This window comes from Paenibacillus sabuli (assembly GCF_014705605.1).
Lineage (GTDB): Bacteria > Bacillota > Bacilli > Paenibacillales > Paenibacillaceae > Paenibacillus_D > Paenibacillus_D sabuli.
This window is the reverse complement of sequence record NZ_JACXIZ010000010.1, coordinates 123,728-142,741: the sequence shown is the minus strand read 5'-3', so window position 1 is coordinate 142,741 and position 19,014 is coordinate 123,728. Positions and strand designations below refer to the sequence as shown.

12 protein-coding genes, 1 pseudogene and 1 riboswitch are annotated in these 19,014 nt (G+C 62.2%); of the genes and pseudogenes, 12 read left to right on the top strand and 1 reads right to left on the bottom strand.

Features of this window, described 5'->3' with window-relative positions; translation table 11 throughout:
- Positions 1-89 precede the first annotated feature (89 nt).
- Positions 90-944 (top strand): alpha/beta hydrolase, encoded by an 855-nt coding sequence (locus tag IDH44_RS04195; RefSeq protein WP_190914991.1) that lies wholly within the window; start codon positions 90-92, stop codon positions 942-944.
- A 16-nt stretch (positions 945-960) separates the two neighbouring features.
- Here the strand turns inward: IDH44_RS04195 and IDH44_RS04190 are convergent, their stop codons facing one another.
- Entirely contained in the window at positions 961-1,794 is an 834-nt protein-coding gene (locus tag IDH44_RS04190) for a helix-turn-helix domain-containing protein (RefSeq protein ID WP_190914990.1), read from the bottom strand.
- Positions 1,795-2,024: 230 nt separating this feature from the next.
- On the opposite strand from IDH44_RS04190, the gene IDH44_RS04185 reads away from it, so the two are divergent.
- The 11 genes and pseudogenes from IDH44_RS04185 to IDH44_RS04135 all read left to right on the top strand — a co-directional run bounded on the left by IDH44_RS04185 (position 2,025) and on the right by IDH44_RS04135 (position 18,968).
- Positions 2,025-2,813, top strand: a complete 789-nt coding sequence (locus tag IDH44_RS04185) for a phytanoyl-CoA dioxygenase family protein (RefSeq protein WP_190914988.1) — start codon at positions 2,025-2,027, stop codon at positions 2,811-2,813.
- A gap of 25 nt (positions 2,814-2,838) precedes the next feature.
- Positions 2,839-3,618 (top strand): LamG domain-containing protein, encoded by a 780-nt coding sequence (locus tag IDH44_RS04180; protein WP_223869359.1) that lies wholly within the window; start codon positions 2,839-2,841, stop codon positions 3,616-3,618.
- 973 nt (positions 3,619-4,591) lie between these two features.
- Positions 4,592-6,238: a polysaccharide deacetylase family protein gene (locus tag IDH44_RS04175; RefSeq protein ID WP_223869358.1), complete on the top strand. Its 1,647-nt coding sequence runs from the start codon at positions 4,592-4,594 to the stop codon at positions 6,236-6,238.
- Between the two features lie 60 nt (positions 6,239-6,298).
- Positions 6,299-7,615: a nucleotide sugar dehydrogenase gene (locus IDH44_RS04170; protein WP_190914987.1), complete on the top strand. Its 1,317-nt coding sequence runs from the start codon at positions 6,299-6,301 to the stop codon at positions 7,613-7,615.
- 24 nt (positions 7,616-7,639) lie between these two features.
- On the top strand, positions 7,640-9,535 hold the full coding sequence (locus IDH44_RS04165; RefSeq protein WP_397326739.1) for a glycosyltransferase: 1,896 nt from the start codon (positions 7,640-7,642) through the stop codon (positions 9,533-9,535).
- A 36-nt stretch (positions 9,536-9,571) separates the two neighbouring features.
- Complete coding sequence (locus tag IDH44_RS04160) at positions 9,572-11,347, top strand: polysaccharide deacetylase family protein (RefSeq protein WP_190914985.1); 1,776 nt, start codon at positions 9,572-9,574, stop codon at positions 11,345-11,347.
- Between the two features lie 18 nt (positions 11,348-11,365).
- Positions 11,366-12,685 (top strand): glycoside hydrolase family 18 protein, encoded by a 1,320-nt coding sequence (locus IDH44_RS04155; protein WP_190914984.1) that lies wholly within the window; start codon positions 11,366-11,368, stop codon positions 12,683-12,685.
- A 934-nt stretch (positions 12,686-13,619) separates the two neighbouring features.
- The gene (guaA, locus tag IDH44_RS04150; protein ID WP_190914982.1) at positions 13,620-15,158 is read left to right on the top strand and encodes a glutamine-hydrolyzing GMP synthase; all 1,539 of its coding nucleotides are present in this window, start codon (positions 13,620-13,622) and stop codon (positions 15,156-15,158) included.
- 36 nt (positions 15,159-15,194) lie between these two features.
- Positions 15,195-15,389 (top strand): annotated as a pseudogene (locus IDH44_RS27330) (type II toxin-antitoxin system RelE/ParE family toxin); the annotation flags it as partial.
- A 227-nt stretch (positions 15,390-15,616) separates the two neighbouring features.
- Positions 15,617-15,717, top strand: a riboswitch (purine riboswitch).
- 215 nt (positions 15,718-15,932) lie between these two features.
- On the top strand, positions 15,933-17,327 hold the full coding sequence (locus IDH44_RS04140) for an NCS2 family permease (RefSeq protein WP_190914980.1): 1,395 nt from the start codon (positions 15,933-15,935) through the stop codon (positions 17,325-17,327).
- Positions 17,328-17,540: 213 nt separating this feature from the next.
- On the top strand, positions 17,541-18,968 hold the full coding sequence (locus IDH44_RS04135) for an alpha-D-ribose 1-methylphosphonate 5-triphosphate diphosphatase (protein ID WP_223869357.1): 1,428 nt from the start codon (positions 17,541-17,543) through the stop codon (positions 18,966-18,968).
- The last annotated feature ends 46 nt before the right edge of the window (positions 18,969-19,014 follow it).

The following is a 19,014-nucleotide window of genomic DNA, read 5'->3' as shown; positions in this document are numbered from 1 at the left end:
AGGCAACTCCTATCCTAATGCAAAGACAAGCGTAACTGAACAAGCTGGCAGGGGAGCCAGTAATGATCTGGCAGGGGGAGCGATCAACGATGGAAAAAGAGACAGAAAAACGAATCTACAAGCGGGTCGGCGCGCATGAACTGGAGCTGCTCGTAACGAAGCCGGAGGGCTGGCGCGCGGACGCCGGCCTCCCGGCGATCGTCTGGATTCACGGGGGCGGCTGGAAGTCCGGCTACCCGGAGCGGTTCGTGCCGCACAGCGTCCGCTTCGCTGCGCGCGGCGCGGTCTGCTTCAGCGTGCGCTACCGGCTCGTCGGGCAGCCGCTCGGTGCGGATGCGGACGGGGAGACGGCGACCGTCGAGCATTGCGTCGCCGATTGCCGCTCGGCGGTTCGCTACATCCGCATGCATGCCGTCGAGCTTGGCATCGATCCGACGCGCATCGCGGCCTGCGGCGATTCGGCAGGCGGCCATCTGGCGTCCTGCCTCGCCACGCTGAATGAATTCGACGAGCCGGGCGAAGACACGTCGGTGCCGGCGCTGGGCGACGCGGTGATCAACATGAACGGGGTCGTGGACCTGACGCGCGCCTTTCTCGATCTGCCGATGCAGTCCGACCGCGACGCGAGCGGCGACGAGGTGGCGCGGTACTTGCGCCGCGATGCGCAGGCGAAGCGGCTGTCGCCGGTGTTCCACAGTCGGCCGGGCGGTCCGCCGATGCTGCAGCTGCACGGCCTGCTGGATACGGTGGTCTTACCGGATCATGCGGTGCGCATGCACGAGGCGCATCTGGCGGCGGGCAATCATTCGGAGCTCGTGCTGTACCCGGATGCGAAGCACGCTTTTGTCCTGTACGACTATACCGCCACCGAGGCGCAGGTCGAGCGCGCAGTTGCCGACATCGACGCCTTCCTGACGAGGCTGGGCTGGCTGGACGAAGCCTAGCCCCGCGCCAACCGGGCTACACCCGATTCGCACGACGATACGCCGACGGACTCGCGCCCGTATGGGCGGAGAAGACGCGACTGAAATAAAAGCCGTTCTGGTAGCCGCAGCGCACGGCGATCGCCTCCACCGTCAGATCGCTCTCGAGCAGCAGTGTGCGGGCACGCTGCAGCCGCAGCTGCGTCAGATAGACGATCGGCGAGATGCCGACCGCGGCCTGGAAGCGCCGGGTGAACTGAGATTGGCTCAGTCCGGCCGCGGCCGCGATGGCGCGCATCGAGCAGTCCTCCCCGCAGCGGCGCTCGAGCTCGGCCAGCGCACTGCGGACGAGCGGGTCGGCGACGACGCGCGCCGAGGCGGCGTCGCGCTCGTAGCGATGGAGTCGCAGCAGGTCGAGCACCAGATGCGCGGCGTAGGCCCGGGCGGCCGGCGAGAGGCCGTCGGGCGCGCTCTGCACGCCCTCGAGCAGCTGCAGCGTCGACCGCGCCCGCGCGGCATGACGGAAGACGAGCTTGCCGTCAGGCGCCGGCGTCCGCGCCGCCGCGACGGGCGCGCCGCCGATCTGCCAATCGAACTCGATAAAGTGAAACAGCAGCGGCCGCGCCGCGCGCCGATGCAGCGTCGTCTGCGGCGGACAGAGCACGAGCTCACCGGGCTGCGCTTCCTTCCAATGCGGCTCATCCGCGTCCATTGCGTCCGCCCCCAGCGCATACGCGATGGGCTGCTCCTCCGAATAGAGCAACGCCCAGAAGGCATACGTGTCCTGCGGCAGCATATGCTTGCGCCGCTCCCCGCTCTGATGGTGATGGCGAATGATCCGCACCGTTTCTGACATCTCGTTCTTTTCCAAGCCTTCTTTCTCCAAGGCTTTCTTATCGGATGCCTTTCTTTCCATCGCCTCTTCATTCCGCATCGCCTGCGCCCTCCCGTACTTGGTATCTTCACGTCCCGACTGCTATCCGACTGGAATACAAAAAAGTATATGTATTATAGTAAGCAACTGCATGGCCTTTGTAAACTCGGTATACTAAAATGAATTAAGATTCATCATTCGCAAAAAAGTGAAGGGAGACGAAGGGGATGCAGGAAAAACAAGCGCTGCGCATGCTTGATAATGCGCAGATGGAGCAGTATAATCGGGATGGCTATCTGGTGCTTCGCGGCGTGTTTACAAAATCGGAGATGGAGGTCGTTCAGGCTGAATGCTCGCGTTTTCTGACGCTCGAGGACTATCTCGACCCGCTGAATATGCGCGTCGGCTATCGCAAGCTGGAGGACGAAAGTCGGGTGGTCGAACGCTTTGACCCTGTGCACGATATCTCGCCGGTATTCGCCGCCTTGACGCAGGATGAGCGCTTGTTGACGCCTCTGCGTGACATCTATCTCGACGAGCCGCAACTCTTCAAGGACAAGCTGATCTTCAAGTTGCCGGGCGTGAGCGGATACACGATGCATCAGGACGCGCCGTATTGGCAGGGCTTCCCTTACGAGCAGCTGATCTCGGCGATGGTCGCGATCGATGGCGCCAGTGCCGCCAACGGCGGACTGGAGCTGTTCAGCGGCTACCACGACCGCTTCCGCACGACGCCGGGCGAGCTGCGCAATATGAATGAGGCCGAGATCGCCGAGATCGATCCGCAGCGCGGCACGATCGTCGAGACGGAACCGGGCGACGTCATCCTGTTCCATTCGCTGACCCCGCATCAGAGCGGGCCCAATACGGCCGAGGTGAGCCGCAGGCAGCTCTATCTGACCTATGCTCCGGCTGCGGCGGGGCAGTTGTACCGCGCGCATTATCAGCACTATCAGCGCTACAGTCTCGGCTTCCGCGCAGGCGGGGACCGGGCACAGGGCCATTATTTCAAATAAAGATTGGTCGGGAGGATGCGACAAAATGAGCATGAAAGTTAAGCAGGCAAGGCAAGCGGCAATGGAGGTCCCCGGACTGATCAGCCTGTGGGAGATGCAGGAGCAGAGCGGTCCACGCGAGTCGAGCGGTCCCGGCCGCTACCGCCTGCGCGAAATGGCCGGCACGGTCGGCAGCGCCGAGGAGGGCGTCTTCGGTCCGCGGGCTGCGCGCTTCGTGTACGGCGATTGGCTGGCAGTGCCGCGCAGCGAGTGTCCGGCGCTGGACTTCCACGGGAACGCAGCCTTCACGCTTGCGGCGTGGATCAAGCGCGGCGAGGAGAAGGGCGAGTGCCAGGCTGTCGCGGGCATGTGGAACGAGACCGGCCGCAGCCGCCAATACTGCATGTTCCTCGATCTGAGGATCTGGGAGAGTGCCAATCAGGTGTGCGGGCACGTGTCCGCCGAGGGCGGTCCCACACCCGGCTACAAGTATTGTATGAGCGCGGCGATCGGCGCGACGCCGGTGACGAGCGGACGCTGGCAGCTGGCGGTCTTTACCTACGATGGCCAGAATGCGCGCGTGTATCTCGACGGCCGGCTCGACGTGCGGGAGGGCTTCAATCCATACCCGTATCCGGAAGGGCTGCATGACGGCGGTAGCGGCGGATCGGATTTTACGGTCGGCGGCGTAGATCGCTCGGGCACGCCGGGCAACTTTTACGAAGGCTTGCTGGGCGGCCTGGCCGTATACGACCGGGCGCTCGGGGACGAGGAGATTGCGCGGCTTTACCGCGACACGATCCCGACGCCTTTGCAGGATGCGTAAGCCACTATACACGACCATACACGAGGCTGTGCCTATAATTCATTAAAACCGCCCTTCTCAGGGCGGTTTTTTTGCATTCGCGTGGAACGCCAATTGGCTTGGAAGAGAGCGGCAGAACGGCTGGGCACGTTGCGGAGCGAGCGGGTCGCGGGATGGCGAGCTCAGACGGCAAGTGACAGACGTGACAGACGGCTGGCAAGCGACAAGCGACCGGTGGCAAGTGGCGAGGCGACATGCGGCAGGGGCAAGCGGTAGGCGGCAAGCAGGTAGCAATCGGTAAGTAGCGAGTGGCAGGCGGCAGATAGCCAGCGGTAAGTGACAGGTGGGGAGCATCAGGCGATAAGCCACAGGTTGGGGGTGGCAGATGGCAAGCGGCAAGTGAAAGGTAGCTATTCTAATGGACACCAGCGAAGCTTAGCGGTCATTTCCGCCCCATCTCCCCCGCTAAGTGTCGCTCATGACCGTTACAGCAGACAGCCACGTGTCGCGGAACCGCGAATGGAGCGAATGGAGGCAGTCCTCACGGATTCGCCCAGGTCATGCATTTCGATGTGCTAATTTGACGTGCTAACGGAAATAAATGGATAATAATTACATTCATCATATTACAACAAATATTTTTATACTTTCGACAAAACGATTCGAATTTCCATCCATTATCTCTTGTTTCGACACGTTTATTTTGACACAATAGGTAGCATAAATGCTGTATAATCGCAAGATATCATTTTTTATGGTCCAGAATTACGTTGAGTACGTTGTATATAGGTGATTGATACGATTTATATAGGTATAGAGAACGATAGCTGAGAACGATAGCGGTTTTGCCTCATATTTGACACGCTGCGGTGTTTAGATATTGTACAGATGGCTTCGCTACACTGAAAGCAAAGTCGCGGCCAGCAAGCGAGAAAATCGCCGGTCGTATGGTCGACTTCATACCAATTGCGGAGATAAGGGAGAAGCGAAAATCATGCTGCAAATGAAGCAAAAAGACCGCATGCGTTCGGAGCCGGTACGATCCCGCAGACCGCTAGCCGACGCTAGTCTTGCAATGGCGCGATTCCGCACACGGCCGGGTGTCGCTGGTCTTGCGATGGCGCGATTCCGCAGGCAGCTAGCCGACGCTCTGCTTGCAAGGATGCGATCCCGCGCGACACCTGGCGCCTCGGTGCGCAGGGCGGCACGATCCGGTGCGCATGCGCTGCCGGCCGTCGCTATGCTCGCGGCATTGTTCATGCTGGCCGGCTGCGGCTGGTTCGAGGGCGGCAGCGGCCCGGCTGCAGGGGGGACGGGGCCGGAAGCGGCGCCCGTGCTGTACACGGGCGAGCCGAGTCCGGCGATCCAGTCGGTCTATACGTCGTCGAGACAGCTCAGTCTGACCTTCAACGGGCTGGCCGATGCCCAGACGATGCACGCGCTGCTTGACGAGCTCGACCGGCTCGAGCTGCGGGCGACTTTTTTCGTGCCGGGCATGCGCGTGGCGGAGGAGCCGGACCTCGCCCGCCTGATCGTCGAGCGCGGGCACGAGCTGGAGAACAATACGCTGAGCAGTGTCAATCTCAGCGAGCTCGATTACGCGCAAGTGCATCGGGAGATCGCGCTCAGCCAAGAGGTGATCGAGCGGGAGACGGGCGTCGTGCCGAGCTATGTACGCTCCAGGTCCGGGGATATCACGGCGAACATGCAGCTGGCGGCGGCGGACCTCGGACTCGACGCTGTCGTCGGATATTCGATTAATCCCCGCGATACCGATATGCAGAGCGCCGAGGAGATCGGGGCGTATGTGGAGCGCTACTTGTCGCGCGGCGGGATCGTCCTGCTGCATACCGACTACAACCCGGAGATCGTGTCGGCCATCCGCTATATCGCCGAGGCCGCGCACGAGCTGCGCTATGAGCTGGTGACCTTGCGCGAGCTCGTCTCCGGTGGGGAGACGCGGCTGGCGCCGCAGGAGATCCCGGGCTACGATGCCGTCAGGCTCAATCCGGACTACGCCGATCAGGACTACGAGCTGATCTACCAGTTCGAGACCGAGGAGCGGGAAGTCGCGCTTACGATAAATAACTGGGCGAGCGATCAGACGATGACCGCCATTCTGGATATATTGGACGAATACGACGTCAAGGCGACCTTTTTCCTTCGGATGAAGGGCGTGGAGGCCAATCCGAATATGGCGCGCGCACTCGTCGATGCGGGCCACGAGGTGGCCAATCATTCATACAATCACGAGGTCGTGACGACGCTCACGCCCGAGCAGCTCCAGGCGGACGTCGTCAAGGCGCATCAGGTGCTGACCGAAGCGATCCAGGAGCAGCCGCTCATGCTGTATCGGCCGCCGACCGGTGCGATCAGCGAGGAGTCGGCGCGCATCATCGCGGCGACCGGCTATCACCGGATCGCGATGTACGATGTGACGACGATGGATTGGGATGTGGCCAACGACGCCGAGACGATCGTCTCCCGCATCATGGCGAAGACCAAGAGCGGCAGCATCATCCTGCTCCACGCCTTGGACGGGACGCATGTGCTGGAGGCGCTCCCCGAGGCGATCCGGCTGCTCCGGCAAGAGGGGTACCGGTTCGTGCTCATGTCCGAGGCGCTGGGCCTGGAGCCATGACTCGACGGGCGGCAAGCGGAATTTTGTATACATGGATTCGTATAGATTGCGAGGTATGAGATGGAACACTTATGGAATGAACTGCGAGCCCGCCGCGCCAAGGTGGCGGTGATCGGCATGGGCTATGTCGGCTTGCGTCTGGCGGTCGCTTTTGCCGAGCACCTGGAGGTCGTCGGCTTCGACGTCAACGCAGCCAAGATCGAGGCGTACAAGCAGGGCAACGACGTCACCGGCGACATCGGCGACGACGCGGTCGCGCGCAGCGGCGTCGCCTTCACGGCGGATCCGGCCGAGCTGGACGGCGTCGAGGTGTTCGTCGTCGCCGTGCCGACCCCGGTCGGCCGGGGCAATGTGCCGGACCTCGAACCGGTGCGCAGCGCCAGCCGGCTCGTCGCGGCCAAGCTGACGCCGGGAGCGGTCGTGTTCTACGAATCGACGGTCTATCCGGGCGTGACCGAGGAGGAGTGTCTGCCGCTGCTGGAGCGGGGCTCGGGTCTGCGCTGCGGCGCCGATTTCAAGATCGGCTACTCCCCCGAGCGCATCAATCCGGGCGATCGCGAGCATTTGCTTGCCAACATCGTCAAGGTCGTCTCCGGCATGGACGAGGAGACGCTGGAGTTTGCAGCGAGGCTGTACGGGCTCGTCGTGGAGGCGGGCGTGCACCGCGCGCCGAGTATCAAGGTCGCGGAGGCGGCCAAGGTCGTGGAGAACGCGCAGCGCGACATGAACATTGCCTTTATGAACGAGCTTGCGGTGCTCTTTGACCGCATGGAGCTCGATACCCGTTCCGTGCTGGCGGCGGCGGGCACGAAGTGGAATTTCATGCCCTTCTCGCCCGGACTGGTCGGCGGGCATTGCATCAGCGTCGATCCGTACTATCTGACGTACCGCGCGGCAGCGCTGGGCGTTCCCCTGCGGCTGATCAACACGGCCCGCGAAGTGAACGAGGAGATGGGCGGCTATGCGGCGCGTCAGGTGATCAAGCGGCTGGCGCGCGGCGGCGCCGCGCTGCGGGAGGCCCGGGTCGCGGTGCTGGGCTTCACCTACAAGCCGGACTGTGCGGATACGCGCAACACCAAGGTGCAGCACCTGCTGCTGGAGCTGGCCGAGTACGGAATCCGGCCGCTGGTGGCCGATCCGCATGCCGATCCCGCGCAGGTCAGCGCAGCGTACGGCGTGGAGCTCGTCGATCCGGACGCGCTGACCGAGCTGGACGCCGTCATCCTGGCCGTGCCGCACGCGGCGTACCTCGCGCATGCGTCCTCGCACTACGCCGGACTGCTGCGTCAGTCGGGCGCACGCGTAGTGGCGGACCTGAAGGGCGCCCTCGACAAGGCGGAGCTGGTAAGGCTGGACGTAGACTACTGGCGCTTGTAATGTTATGCGATAGGAGACGCTGCTGTGATCAAACGTAAAAAGCGAGTCGGCAAAAAGCTGCTGCGATGGCGGCAACGTCCACAATCGAATGAGGAAAAGCTGACCCTGCCCCGGGAGGATCGGCGCGCGCTGTCGCATGTGCCCGATCCGGAGCACATCCGCGTGCAGTCGGACCGCAGGGGGCAGCACCTGGAGCACCGCGAGGTCGGGCATATCCCGGATATGACGGAGCTTAACAAGCAGCGGATGCTGAGCTTGCGCTACATGGCGAGTTTTCGCGTCGAAGTGGCCATGCCCGGACAAGGCTTCAAGCAGCGCTGGCGCGGACGCGCGATCGACGTTTCCGCCACCGGCATTCTCCTGAAGCTGGACGTCACCCACTGTCCGCTGCAGGTCGGCGATCAAGCGCAGATGCGTTTCAAAATTCCGCCGGGCACGATGCCGGAGGGGTTTGAGTCCTATGTCAATACGACCGCAAAGTTGGTGCGCATTTTTACAGTCGAGGAGGACCCCGAGGGGGTGCAGCGGTATGCGTTCGAATTCGACCGTCCGCTGACCAGCTATTTTCAAAAAAAGCGCTGGGGCTATTCGGTCTATACCGCGAGCTTGCTGCTATTCATCGCTGTCGGGCTGATCATGCTGCTGCGGGTGGAGAGCATCATCTACTTCAAGTTTCATTTTTGGCTGTATTTGTACAGCATGATTGCCGCCACCTTCCTGCTGTCGCGGTATTTCTTCGGCGCCCTGTACCGACCCGTGCCGGTTGATCCGGAATATACGCCCGGGGTGTCGCTCATTATTCCTTGCTTCAATGAGGAGCAGTGGATCCAGCGCACGATCATCAGCTGCATCAATCAGGACTACCCGGTCGACAAGCTCGAGGTGATCGTCGTCGACGACTGCTCGACGGACCATTCGCCCGCGCGCATCCGCGAGGTCGTGGCGAACATTCACAAGGAAGTCGAACGCTTCGGGACGCGCGAGCGCGTGAGCTTCATTCTGATGGAGGAGAACGGCGGCAAGCGCGAAGCGCTCATGCGCGGCGTCGCGCGCGCCAAGCACGATCTGGTCGTATTCGTCGATTCGGACAGCTTTCTCGAGCCGTCGGCGATCCGCAATCTGGTGCAGCCGTTTCGCGATCCGGCGATGGGCGGCGTGGCGGGCCGCACCGATGTGGAGAACAAGTACACCAATAATGTAACGAAGCTGCAGACGGTGCGCTATTACATCTCGTTTCGCATCATGAAGGCCGCCGAATCGTGGTTCGACAGCGTCACCTGCCTCTCCGGCCCGCTTTCCTGTTACAAGAAGAGTCTGGTCGTCAAGCATGGCGCGGCCTGGCTGGATCAGAAGTTTCTGGGACAGCCGGCGACCTTCGGAGACGACCGCAGCATGACCAATTTTATTCTCAAGACACATCGCACCGCCTATCAGGATACGGCGATTTGTTCGACTATCGTGCCGTCGAGCCTGAAGGTGTTTTTCAAGCAGCAGATGCGCTGGAAGCGCTCCTGGCTGCGCGAGTCGCTGCGTGCCGGGGCCTTTATTTGGCGCAAGGAGCCGATGATGGCGCTCTTCTTTTACGTCGGGCTGATCGTGCCGATCGCGGCCCCTGCGGTCGTGACGTACAATCTCGTTTACGTGCCGCTTGTGCACCAGGTTTTTCCGAGCACCTTCCTGCTCGGTCTGCTGCTGATGGCGCTGCTGATGAGCTGCGCCCATCTGATGTTCAGACGCAGCAAGCTCTGGGTGTTCGGTCTGATCTTCTGTGTCTTCTATTCCTTCGTGCTCGTGTGGCAGATGCCGATCGCGATGGTGACGTTCTGGAAGTCCTCGTGGGGGACGCGCGAGACGCCGCAGGATATCGAGGAGCGCAACCGCAAGGCGATGCGGCGCAAGCGCACAGGCTTGCCGTTCTGATGGCATTTCATTCAGGTTGGAAGGTGATGGTTGAGCATGCGGGTTCGTAGAGATCGTATTCATACCGGGCACAAGGCGCTCAGCCGCAAGGATCGCTTCAAAATTTTCAAGACGATCGTGCAGGCGATCGTCCTGCTCGGCGCGCTGCTGCTGCTGATCAACGCGATCGTGGATATTCGCAGCTACCGGGAGCCGGACCGGGCGCAGTGGTCGAGCGACCGCGGCTTTGTCGCGCTCTCTTATTTTGGCGTCGGGCGCAGCGGCACCGCCAAGCTGATCGCGCGGCGCGAGCTGGAGCGCCAGCTCGGCGCGCTGCATGAACAAGGATATCGCACGATCAGCCAGGCGGATATTGTGCGCTACTACCGCGACGGACAACCGCTGCCGGACAAGGCGCTGTTCCTTGCCTTCGAGGACGGGCGCAACGACTCCGCTCTGTTCGCCCAGTCGCTGCTGGAGAAGTACAACTTCAAGGCGACTATGCTGTCCTACGCCGACAAGATGGGCGACGGCCAGCGCAAGTTCCTGCAGCCGCGCGACTTGACCGGGATGAAGAAGACAGGATACTGGGAGCTCGGCAGCGGCGGTTACCGGCTCAGCTACATCAACGTGTTCGACCGGGAGGGCCGATTCGTCGGCGAGGTCAATGAGGTGGACAGCAACAAGCAGGAGATGGCCTATTACAACCATTATCTGATGGACTTCGTCCGCGACGCGAACATGATTCCGACGGAGGACAAGGAGGAGATGGAGGCGCGCATCGGCGCTGACTACGAGGCGATGCGCAGCATCTACACCGGCCGCTTCGGCGAGGTGCCGGGCTTGTATATGATCATGCATGCCAATGCGCTCTACGAAGGCATGAATCCGCTCGTCGGAGCGGCCAACGACGAGGCGATCCGGGAGCTGTTCGAGATGCACTTCAACCGCGAGGGCGAGGCGTACAACGGGCCCGAAGGCGAGCTGTACGATCTGACCCGGCTGCAGGTCTCGCCGTATTGGAGCACCAATCACCTGCTGATGAAGATCCGCAAGGATAGCGGGCAAGCTGTCGCCTTCGTCACTGGAGACGAGGCGCAGGCGCAGGCGTGGCGCACGCTCGCGGGCGCGGCGGAATACGGCGCGCAGCGGCTCGTGCTGACCGCTCCGCCCGGCGCGGAGGGGCGGCTGGTGCTGGCGGACGGCGCAGAGGCCCGCGATGTGCGCATTCGCGCGGAGCTCCGCGGCAATGTCGTCGGCCGGCAATCCGTATACGTGCGACTGGACGAGGCGCAGCAGCGCTACGCGCGGCTGACGCTGGACAACAACGTGCTGCTGCTGGAGACGCGCGACGGCCCGGACGATGAGCTGCAGGCGGCTCTGGAGGTCATGCTGGACGAGGTGAAGTGGAAGGAAGAGGACATCACCTACGACAGAGCCTCGGTCTATTCGCTGGAGCAGGCGCTCGGGGGCAAGACGGAGGACGAAGGCTACCCGCCCAATATCGCCGACACGCGTCAATTGGATATTCGCCTGACCGGCGACCGGCTGTCGGTGCGCGTGGACGGCGACCTGCTCATCGCCGATCATCCGCTCGCGTCCGACCTGCCTGCCGGGATCGGACTTGGCGCCGAGGCGAGCGAGCTGCATCCGGACGACGACATCTACGACGGCGTATTTGCCGACGTGCGTATCGAAGCGCTCACGGACGAGCAGGGGGGCGAAGGCGTCCGGCCGCTTTTCACCCAGCGCCGCTCGGGGCTGGCAGGCGTGGGCGCCGCGGTGCGCAAGGCGTACAATGCAGTCATTGATTGGTCGATCGAGACTTTTTAGGACGAGGAGCGGGCGTACTTGGGACGAAGGCGAAAAAACAAGCGCGGCTATTCCGCCGCAATCGCTGTGCTGGCGACGGCAGCGATCGTGCTCGCGGCGACGGCGATCGTGCTCGTCGTGCTGCTGATGCGCAGCGCCCCGGACGAGCCGGACGACGCGCACGCTGGCGGCGATCCGGGTGCGGGCGGAGCGCCCGAGCTGTCGGCCTGGCTGGCCGATTGGGACCAGGACGAGGGGCTGACCGACGCCGAGCCGCTGCTGGACGCCCTGACGAGCGTGCAACTGTTTGCGGCCTACTTCGGACCGGATGACGAGCTGTACTTTACGGATGCCTTCCCGGCGATGCTGACCCGAATGAACGAGGCCGCGCAGCGGCAGGAGTCTTCGGAGCAGGCGGAGCGGGGGCAGTCGGAGACAACGGGGCGGTCGGCGCAGGCGGAGCGGGGGCGGTCGGAGACAACGGGTCAGCCAGCAGGGCAGGATAGAGAGCAGGCGGAGCCAGCTGGGCGGTCAGAGCAGCAGGAGCGGGGGCAGTCGAAGTCAGCGGAGCGGTCAGAGCAGCAGGAGCGGGGGCAGCCGTCGACAAGGCTCGACCTGACGGTGGTCAACGACCGCTATGCCGCAGACGGAACTGCCGTCCAAAAGGACCCCGAGTTGCTCTCGCGTCTGGTCGCGAGCGCAGAGAGCCGGTCCCGGCATACCGACGCGATCGCGGAGGCTGCGTTGTCCCGCGGCTTCGGCGGCGTGGAGATCGACTACGAGCGTGTCAAAGACGAGGACTGGCCGTCGATGTGCCTGTTCTACGCCGAGCTGTACGAGCGGCTGCAGGCGGTCGGGCTGGAGCTGCGGGTCGTGCTGGAGCCGCGCGCTCCGGTGGAGCGGCTGGATCTGCCGGAGGGCCCGGTGTACGTCATGATGGCGTACAATCTGTACGGCACGCACAGCGGACCCGGACCGAAGGCCGATCACGCCTTCGTCGCCGAGCTGGCAGAGCGGCTCGCCCATGTGCCGGGCCAGCCTTACATGGCGCTGGCGACGGGCGGCTTCGTCTGGCAGGCGGGCGGACAGGCTGCGGCGCTGACCGAACGCGAGGCGGCATCGCTCGCAGCCGAGGCGGAGACGACGCCGCAGCGCGACGAAGCGAGCGGGGCACTGCACTTCGCATATACGGACGCGGAAGACGGGCAGCCGCGTACCGTCTGGTATGCGGACGGACGCACCTTGACCGGCTGGGCGGAGACTGCCAGCCGCGCCGGCGTGCCGCGCATCGCGTTATGGCGCCTGGGCGGCCTGGAGCCCGACACGCTTGCACAGCTGCGCGGCCTGGCAGGGCCGTGAGCCCCTGGAGGCGACGAGATCCGGGAGGCGCGGCGGGAATCCGAGAGGCGTGCCGGGGATCCGGGGTGGCGTGACGGGAATCCCGGAGGCGTGACGAGGAGCCGCGGGGGGCATGACGGGAATTCGGGGAAGCGTGCCGGGAATCCGGGGTGGCGTGACGATGAGGCTGGCTAGGGACGGACGGCGAGAATGTGCTATAGCATGCCAGCCATCCACCGTAGCCAGCGGTAGTGAGGAGCAGTCAAATGCCGAATGCCAAATGCCATTTGCTAAATTTCAATCGTCAAATGTAAATGTGCAGTTCGTTTTGTGCGCGCCTCCTGGTACATCGTGCTGAACTGTAAAAGTACAGTTAAATAGGCTCGTTTTCGCGAATATCCCGAAATTCGCTGATTTAAACTGCACTTTTACAGTTCAAAGGCTAAAAATGCTTTATTCGCCTTCAAACAACTGCACTTTTACAGTTCGCAAGCCTTGCGGATAAAAGCAGCAACTGTGAATTAGGCAGCCGGGGCAGGCGAGTCGCCAGACCACCCGCGAATCGAGCAGTCGTGGCAGACGGCGGGGCGCCAGAGCGCCCACGAATCAGGCAGCCGTGTCCAGCAGCGAGTCGCCAGAGCACCTGGGAATTGAGCAGCCGGGGAGACAAGGCGCCAGAGCAGCTACTCTTCTAATGTAGCCGGGCAGGAGCCTTGGCCGTGTGTTGCGGGCGCAGGCGTCCCCCGAAAGATCCGATTGGCCGGAGCTCGACGAACGCTTCCTAGTCCCACTGCTGCGGATGGATTCTGGTCTGTGTGCCGGAGGACGGCCTTGCCGGTGCCGGCATTGGCGGATGTCAGGCCGTTATTGGGCGACTCCCTCCTCTCAAACGTTGCTTGACTCGCTTAAATCCCGTTAGCTATAATTAGCGTTATGAATTGAGGGAGGCACGGGAATGAACATTACGAATGAACAGATCGTCGTCCTGGACTTCGGAGGACAATACAACCAGCTGATCGCTAGACGAATCCGCGATCTGGGCGTCTACAGCGAGCTGCTGCCGTACAATACGCCGGTCGAGCGCATCCGCGAGCTGCAGCCCAAGGGCATCGTCTTCTCCGGCGGTCCGGCCAGCGTCTACGCCGACGCGTCGCCGCTCGTCGATCCGGCGGTATACGAGCTCGGCATCCCGATCCTCGGCATCTGCTACGGCATGCAGATGATGTCGCATCAGCTCCAGGGCAAGGTGCAGCGCGCCGGCAAGCGCGAGTACGGACGCGCCGATGTGGAGTTCCGCGAGGATTGTCCGCTGATCGAAGGCCTGGACAAGCGCCAGATGGTGTGGATGAGCCACAGCGACCTCGTCGTCGAGCCGCCGGCAGGCTTTGGCATCGATGCGAGCAGTGGACACGCGCCGATCGCGGCGATGAGCGATCCGGAGCGCCGTTTTTACGCGGTGCAATTCCATCCCGAGGTGCGCCATTCGGCCTACGGCAACGACATGATTCGCAACTTCCTGTACGGTATCTGCGGCTGCGCGGGCGAGTGGAGCATGGAGACATTCGTGGAGGATACCGTGCGCGAGATTCGCGAGCAGGTGGGCGACAGCAAGGTGCTCTGCGCGCTCTCCGGCGGCGTCGATTCGTCCGTCGTGGCGGCGCTGATTCACAGGGCGATCGGCGATCAGCTGACGTGCATGTTCATCGATCACGGGCTGCTGCGCAAGGGCGAGGCGGACAGCGTCATGGAGACGTTCGTCGGCAAGTTCGACATGAAGGTCGTCAAGATCGACGCGCGCGAGCGCTTCATGGACAAGCTGCACGGCGTCTCCGATCCGGAGATCAAGCGCAAAAACATCGGCAACGAGTTCATTCGCGTCTTCGAAGAGGAAGCGGCCAGGTTCGACGACTTCGAATATCTGGCGCAAGGCACGCTCTACACCGATATCGTCGAGAGCGGCACGGCGACCGCGCAGACGATCAAGTCGCATCACAATGTCGGCGGCCTGCCGGAGGATATGAAGTTCAAGCTGGTCGAGCCGCTCAAGGCGCTGTTCAAGGACGAGGTCCGCAAGGTCGGCGAGGAATGCGGCCTGCCCGAGGCGATCGTCTGGCGTCAGCCGTTCCCGGGACCGGGACTGGCGATCCGCGTGCTCGGCGAGGTGACGGAGGACAAGCTGGAGATCGTGCGGGAGTCCGACCAGATTCTGCGCGACGAGATCGCGGCGGCCGGACTGGATCGCGACATCTGGCAATACTTCACCGCCCTGCCGGGCATGCGCAGCGTCGGCGTCATGGGCGACGCACGCACCTACTCCTACACCGTCGGCATCCGCGCCGTGACATCGATTGACGGCATGACGGCGGACTGGGCCCGCATCCCGTGGGAGGTGCTGGAGAAGATCTCCAACCGCATCGTCAACGAGGTCGACAACGTCAACCGCGTGGTGTACGACATCACGTCGAAGCCGCCGGCGACGATTGAGTGGGAATAGAATTTGCAACTCTAGGCCCGCAATGGATTTGCTGGATGCTTCGATGAATCCATATCCAGGCTCGCGCAGTTTCCTTATTCATGCAAAGTATATCAACCGTCCAGGGATTTCGAGAATCAATACAGGATTTTACCCGTCAAGAACTATCTTGTCTTTTATGTGGTGAAGGAACAGATTGTGGAAGTTCACCGCATACTGTATGCTAAAATGGATCTAACAAAGCAACTTTGATCATCGTGATATTTGATCATAGTGATATATGGGAAATCAGGCGTGCTGAGCAGGCGCTTGGCTTAACCCACTGACTTCTAGTCGGTGGGTTTTCACTTGTACTTGTCTAAATAACTAGGTGTGTTTCGCGAGTTAAAGCTTTGGCACTGCCTGTCGGTTGTAAGATCACAAGGCGATCAGAGAAAATATCATTGACAACCCGGCGGGCCTGTCATTAGAATAAGTGTGACAAACAATCGAATATGTGTCGTATAATCCCGGGAATCGGCCCGGGAGTCTCTACGAGATCACCGTAAATGATCTGGCTACGAACGATGGAACCCTGCAGCATGAAGCCGGCGTGCAGGGGGCCATCCGCGTTTCGCGGCCGCCCTGCAGTGCAAAAAAGGGCGGCCGTTTTTGAGTCGATCGCACATAGGCGAGTTCGCCTATCATGCGCTCGACTTCGGGAACGAAACGAACTGACGCATCCAAAGGATGACGCAGCACGCTTCCCTTGACGCGCAAACTCGATTTCATTTTGATGAGAGGGGTTATGTAGCAATGGATCGTTTTTTTCGTTTGAAGGAAAACGGCACCAATGTCCGCACGGAGATCATGGCCGGGCTGACGACATTCATGACGATGGCGTACATTCTCGCCGTCAACCCGAGCATTCTGAGTCCCGCGGGATTAAGCTGGGATTCGGTGTTCCTCGCCACGGCGCTGGCCGCCGGCATCTTCACGATCGCGATGGGACTGTTCGTCAATTTTCCGGTCGCGCTGGCGCCCGGAATGGGGCTCAATGCGTACTTCGCAGCGACGGTGCTCGCCTCGCAGGCGACCGGCACGCCGATCTCGCCTGCGATGGCGCTGACGGCGGTCTTTATCTCGGGGATTATCTTCCTCATCCTGACGGTCACGCAGGTGCGGCAGATGCTGATCGTCGCCGTGCCGGATAGCCTGAAGCACGCGATCACGGTCGGCATCGGCCTGTTCATCACGATCATCGGGCTGAAGAATAGCGGTCTGCTCGCCGTGTCCGTAGAGACGCTCAATCCGGTCGAGAGCGGCACGTACACGACGCTATTGGGCTTCGAGACGGTGTTCCACATGGGCGATCTGCGTACGATGGACGTCTGGCTGACGGTGCTCGGCATCTTGCTGATCGCGGTCATGATGGTGCTGCGCGTGCCGGGCGCCATTCTGTTCGGCATTCTTGCGACGACGGTGGTGGCCATTATCGCGGGCGGCGTAGACGTCGGCGCTACGCTGAGCGGACAGACGTGGGTGCCGGATTTCGGTGAGTTGAATTTCTGGGCGTTCGACTTCGCCGGGGTCATCGAGGTCGGCCTGATCACGGTCATCCTGACGTTCACCTTCGTCGAGCTGTTCGATACGTTCGGCACGCTGGTGGGCACGGCGACGCGGGCCGGCTTCATGAAGGACAAGGACAAGGGCAAGAAGAAGGTCGGCAAGGCGATGCTCGTCGACGCGATCGGCGTCAGCGGCGGCGCCATGCTCGGCACGAGTACGGTGACGGCCTATGTCGAGAGCTCCTCGGGCATCGCCCAGGGCGGACGGACCGGCCTGACCGCGGTAACGACCGGCGTCTGCTTCCTGCTGGCGCTGTTCCTGGCGCCGCTGATCGCGCTCATCCCGGGCTCGGCTACGGCGGCGGCGCTCATTATCGTCGGCGTGCTGATGATGCAGTCGGTCAAGGAGATCGACTTCGGCGACATGGTGTACGCGATTCCGTCGTTCCTGACGATTGCCCTGATGCCGTTCACCTACAACATCGCCAACGGCATCTCGTTCGGCATCGTCTTCTACGTCGTCCTCGCCGTCGTGGCGAACCTCACGGGCAAGGCGGACAAGGCGAAGTATCCCGTGCATCCGCTCATGTGGATTCTGGCGATTCTGATCGTGGCGCGTTATTTGTTCATGGAGGGGCACTGACAGCGGAGGATTCGCAGCCCATTCTACACTCTGCATAGGTCTCTGACTCAAAGAGCGGGAGCAGTGCCGGCCGGACCGGTGCGGCTCCCGCTTTTGCGCGTTGTGCAGCGGCTGGAGGAAGGCTACAATAAGAGCATGGATTACAGATCGGTAGATGGTCAAGCTTAGATTACAGCGTGTATATACGGGATTGAAGAGGGGGAGTCTGACAAAATGGCATACTTGATCATCTGGGACGGCCGGCTCGTGCTGCCAGAACGGGTAGCGGAGGCCGATCTGGTGGTGCGGGGCGATACGATTGTGCGAATTGTCGAAGGCAAGGAAGAGCGAGCGGCGCTGCGCAGCGATCCGGCTCGCGTGCTCGGGCAGTGGATGGAGCCGGAAGCGGCGCGCACCGATATCGAATCGACAAAAGCGGCAGCGCCCGCGGGGGTAACGTCCAGCGTCGCAGTCCGAGCAGTCTTGGCAGCGTCGCCTGAGTTGTCGTCAGAGCCTCAGCCAGCTGTGCTACCGGAGTCATCCGAATCGCCAGAGCCCCAATCGCCCGAGTTGTCGAAGTCATCCGAGTCGCTCAAGTCACCCAAATCCTCCGCGATTCGCGAGATCGAAGCGCGCGGGCGATTCGTGTTGCCCGGTCTGATCGATATTCACTGCGATGCGATCGAGAAGGAGATTCAACCGCGCCCGAATACGCTGCTTCCGCTGGAGATGGCCTTGCTCGAATTCGAGCGCAAGCTGCCGGTGCACGGCATCACGACGATGTATCATTCCGTGTCGCTCGGAGTCGGCATCAGCCTGCGGGGCGATCATCTGCTCACCGGCATCATCGAGCTGATCCACCGCTACAGGAGCCGTCGGGCGATGGTGCGGCACGGCGTGCATCTGCGCTACGAGGTGTCGCATCTGGACGGGCTGCCGATCGTCGAGCGCTATATCGCGGATCGCAAGATCGACTATTTGTCGTACATGGACCATTCGCCGGGACAAGGCCAGTATCGCGAGCCGGGCTCATTCGAGCGCTATGTCATGAAAAACCAGGGCGTCGACGTCGTCGAGGTGCGGGGCATCGTGGACGACCTGCTGACACGCCAAAAACGCGTCGACTGGACGCAGCTGCGCAGTCTGGCCAGACTGGCGGCGCAGCAGGGCATCGCGGTCGCCTCGCATGATGACGATACGCCGCAGCGCGTCGACCAATTTGCATCCTACGGCGTGAGCGTCTCGGAATTCCCCATCAATCTCGAGACGGCGCATCATGCGCGCCGCAGCGGGATGCGCGTCTGCGTCGGTGCGCCCAATGTGGTGCGCGGCGCCTCGCACGACCGCAATCTGCGCGCGGTCGATGCGATCGCAGACGGTGCGGCGTCGATCATCTGCTCGGATTATTACCCGGGCGCCCTGCTGCCGGCCGCCTTCAAGCTGGCTGATGAGCAGGTTGTCCCGCTGCCTGCGGCGGTGCGCATGGTCACGCTGCATCCGGCGGAGGCGCTCGGCGTAGGCGCAGTGCGCGGATCGATCGAGCCAGGCAAGCAGGCGGACCTGATCATCGTCGACTGCTTCGACGGCTACCCCGGGGCCACGCACACGATCGTTGACGGCGTCGTGGTCTATGAGAGCGGAATGTATTGGTCGGCGCCCTGAAGTGCGGCGAAAAAAGTGCGGGAGTGGTCGAAATGCACAACACTTC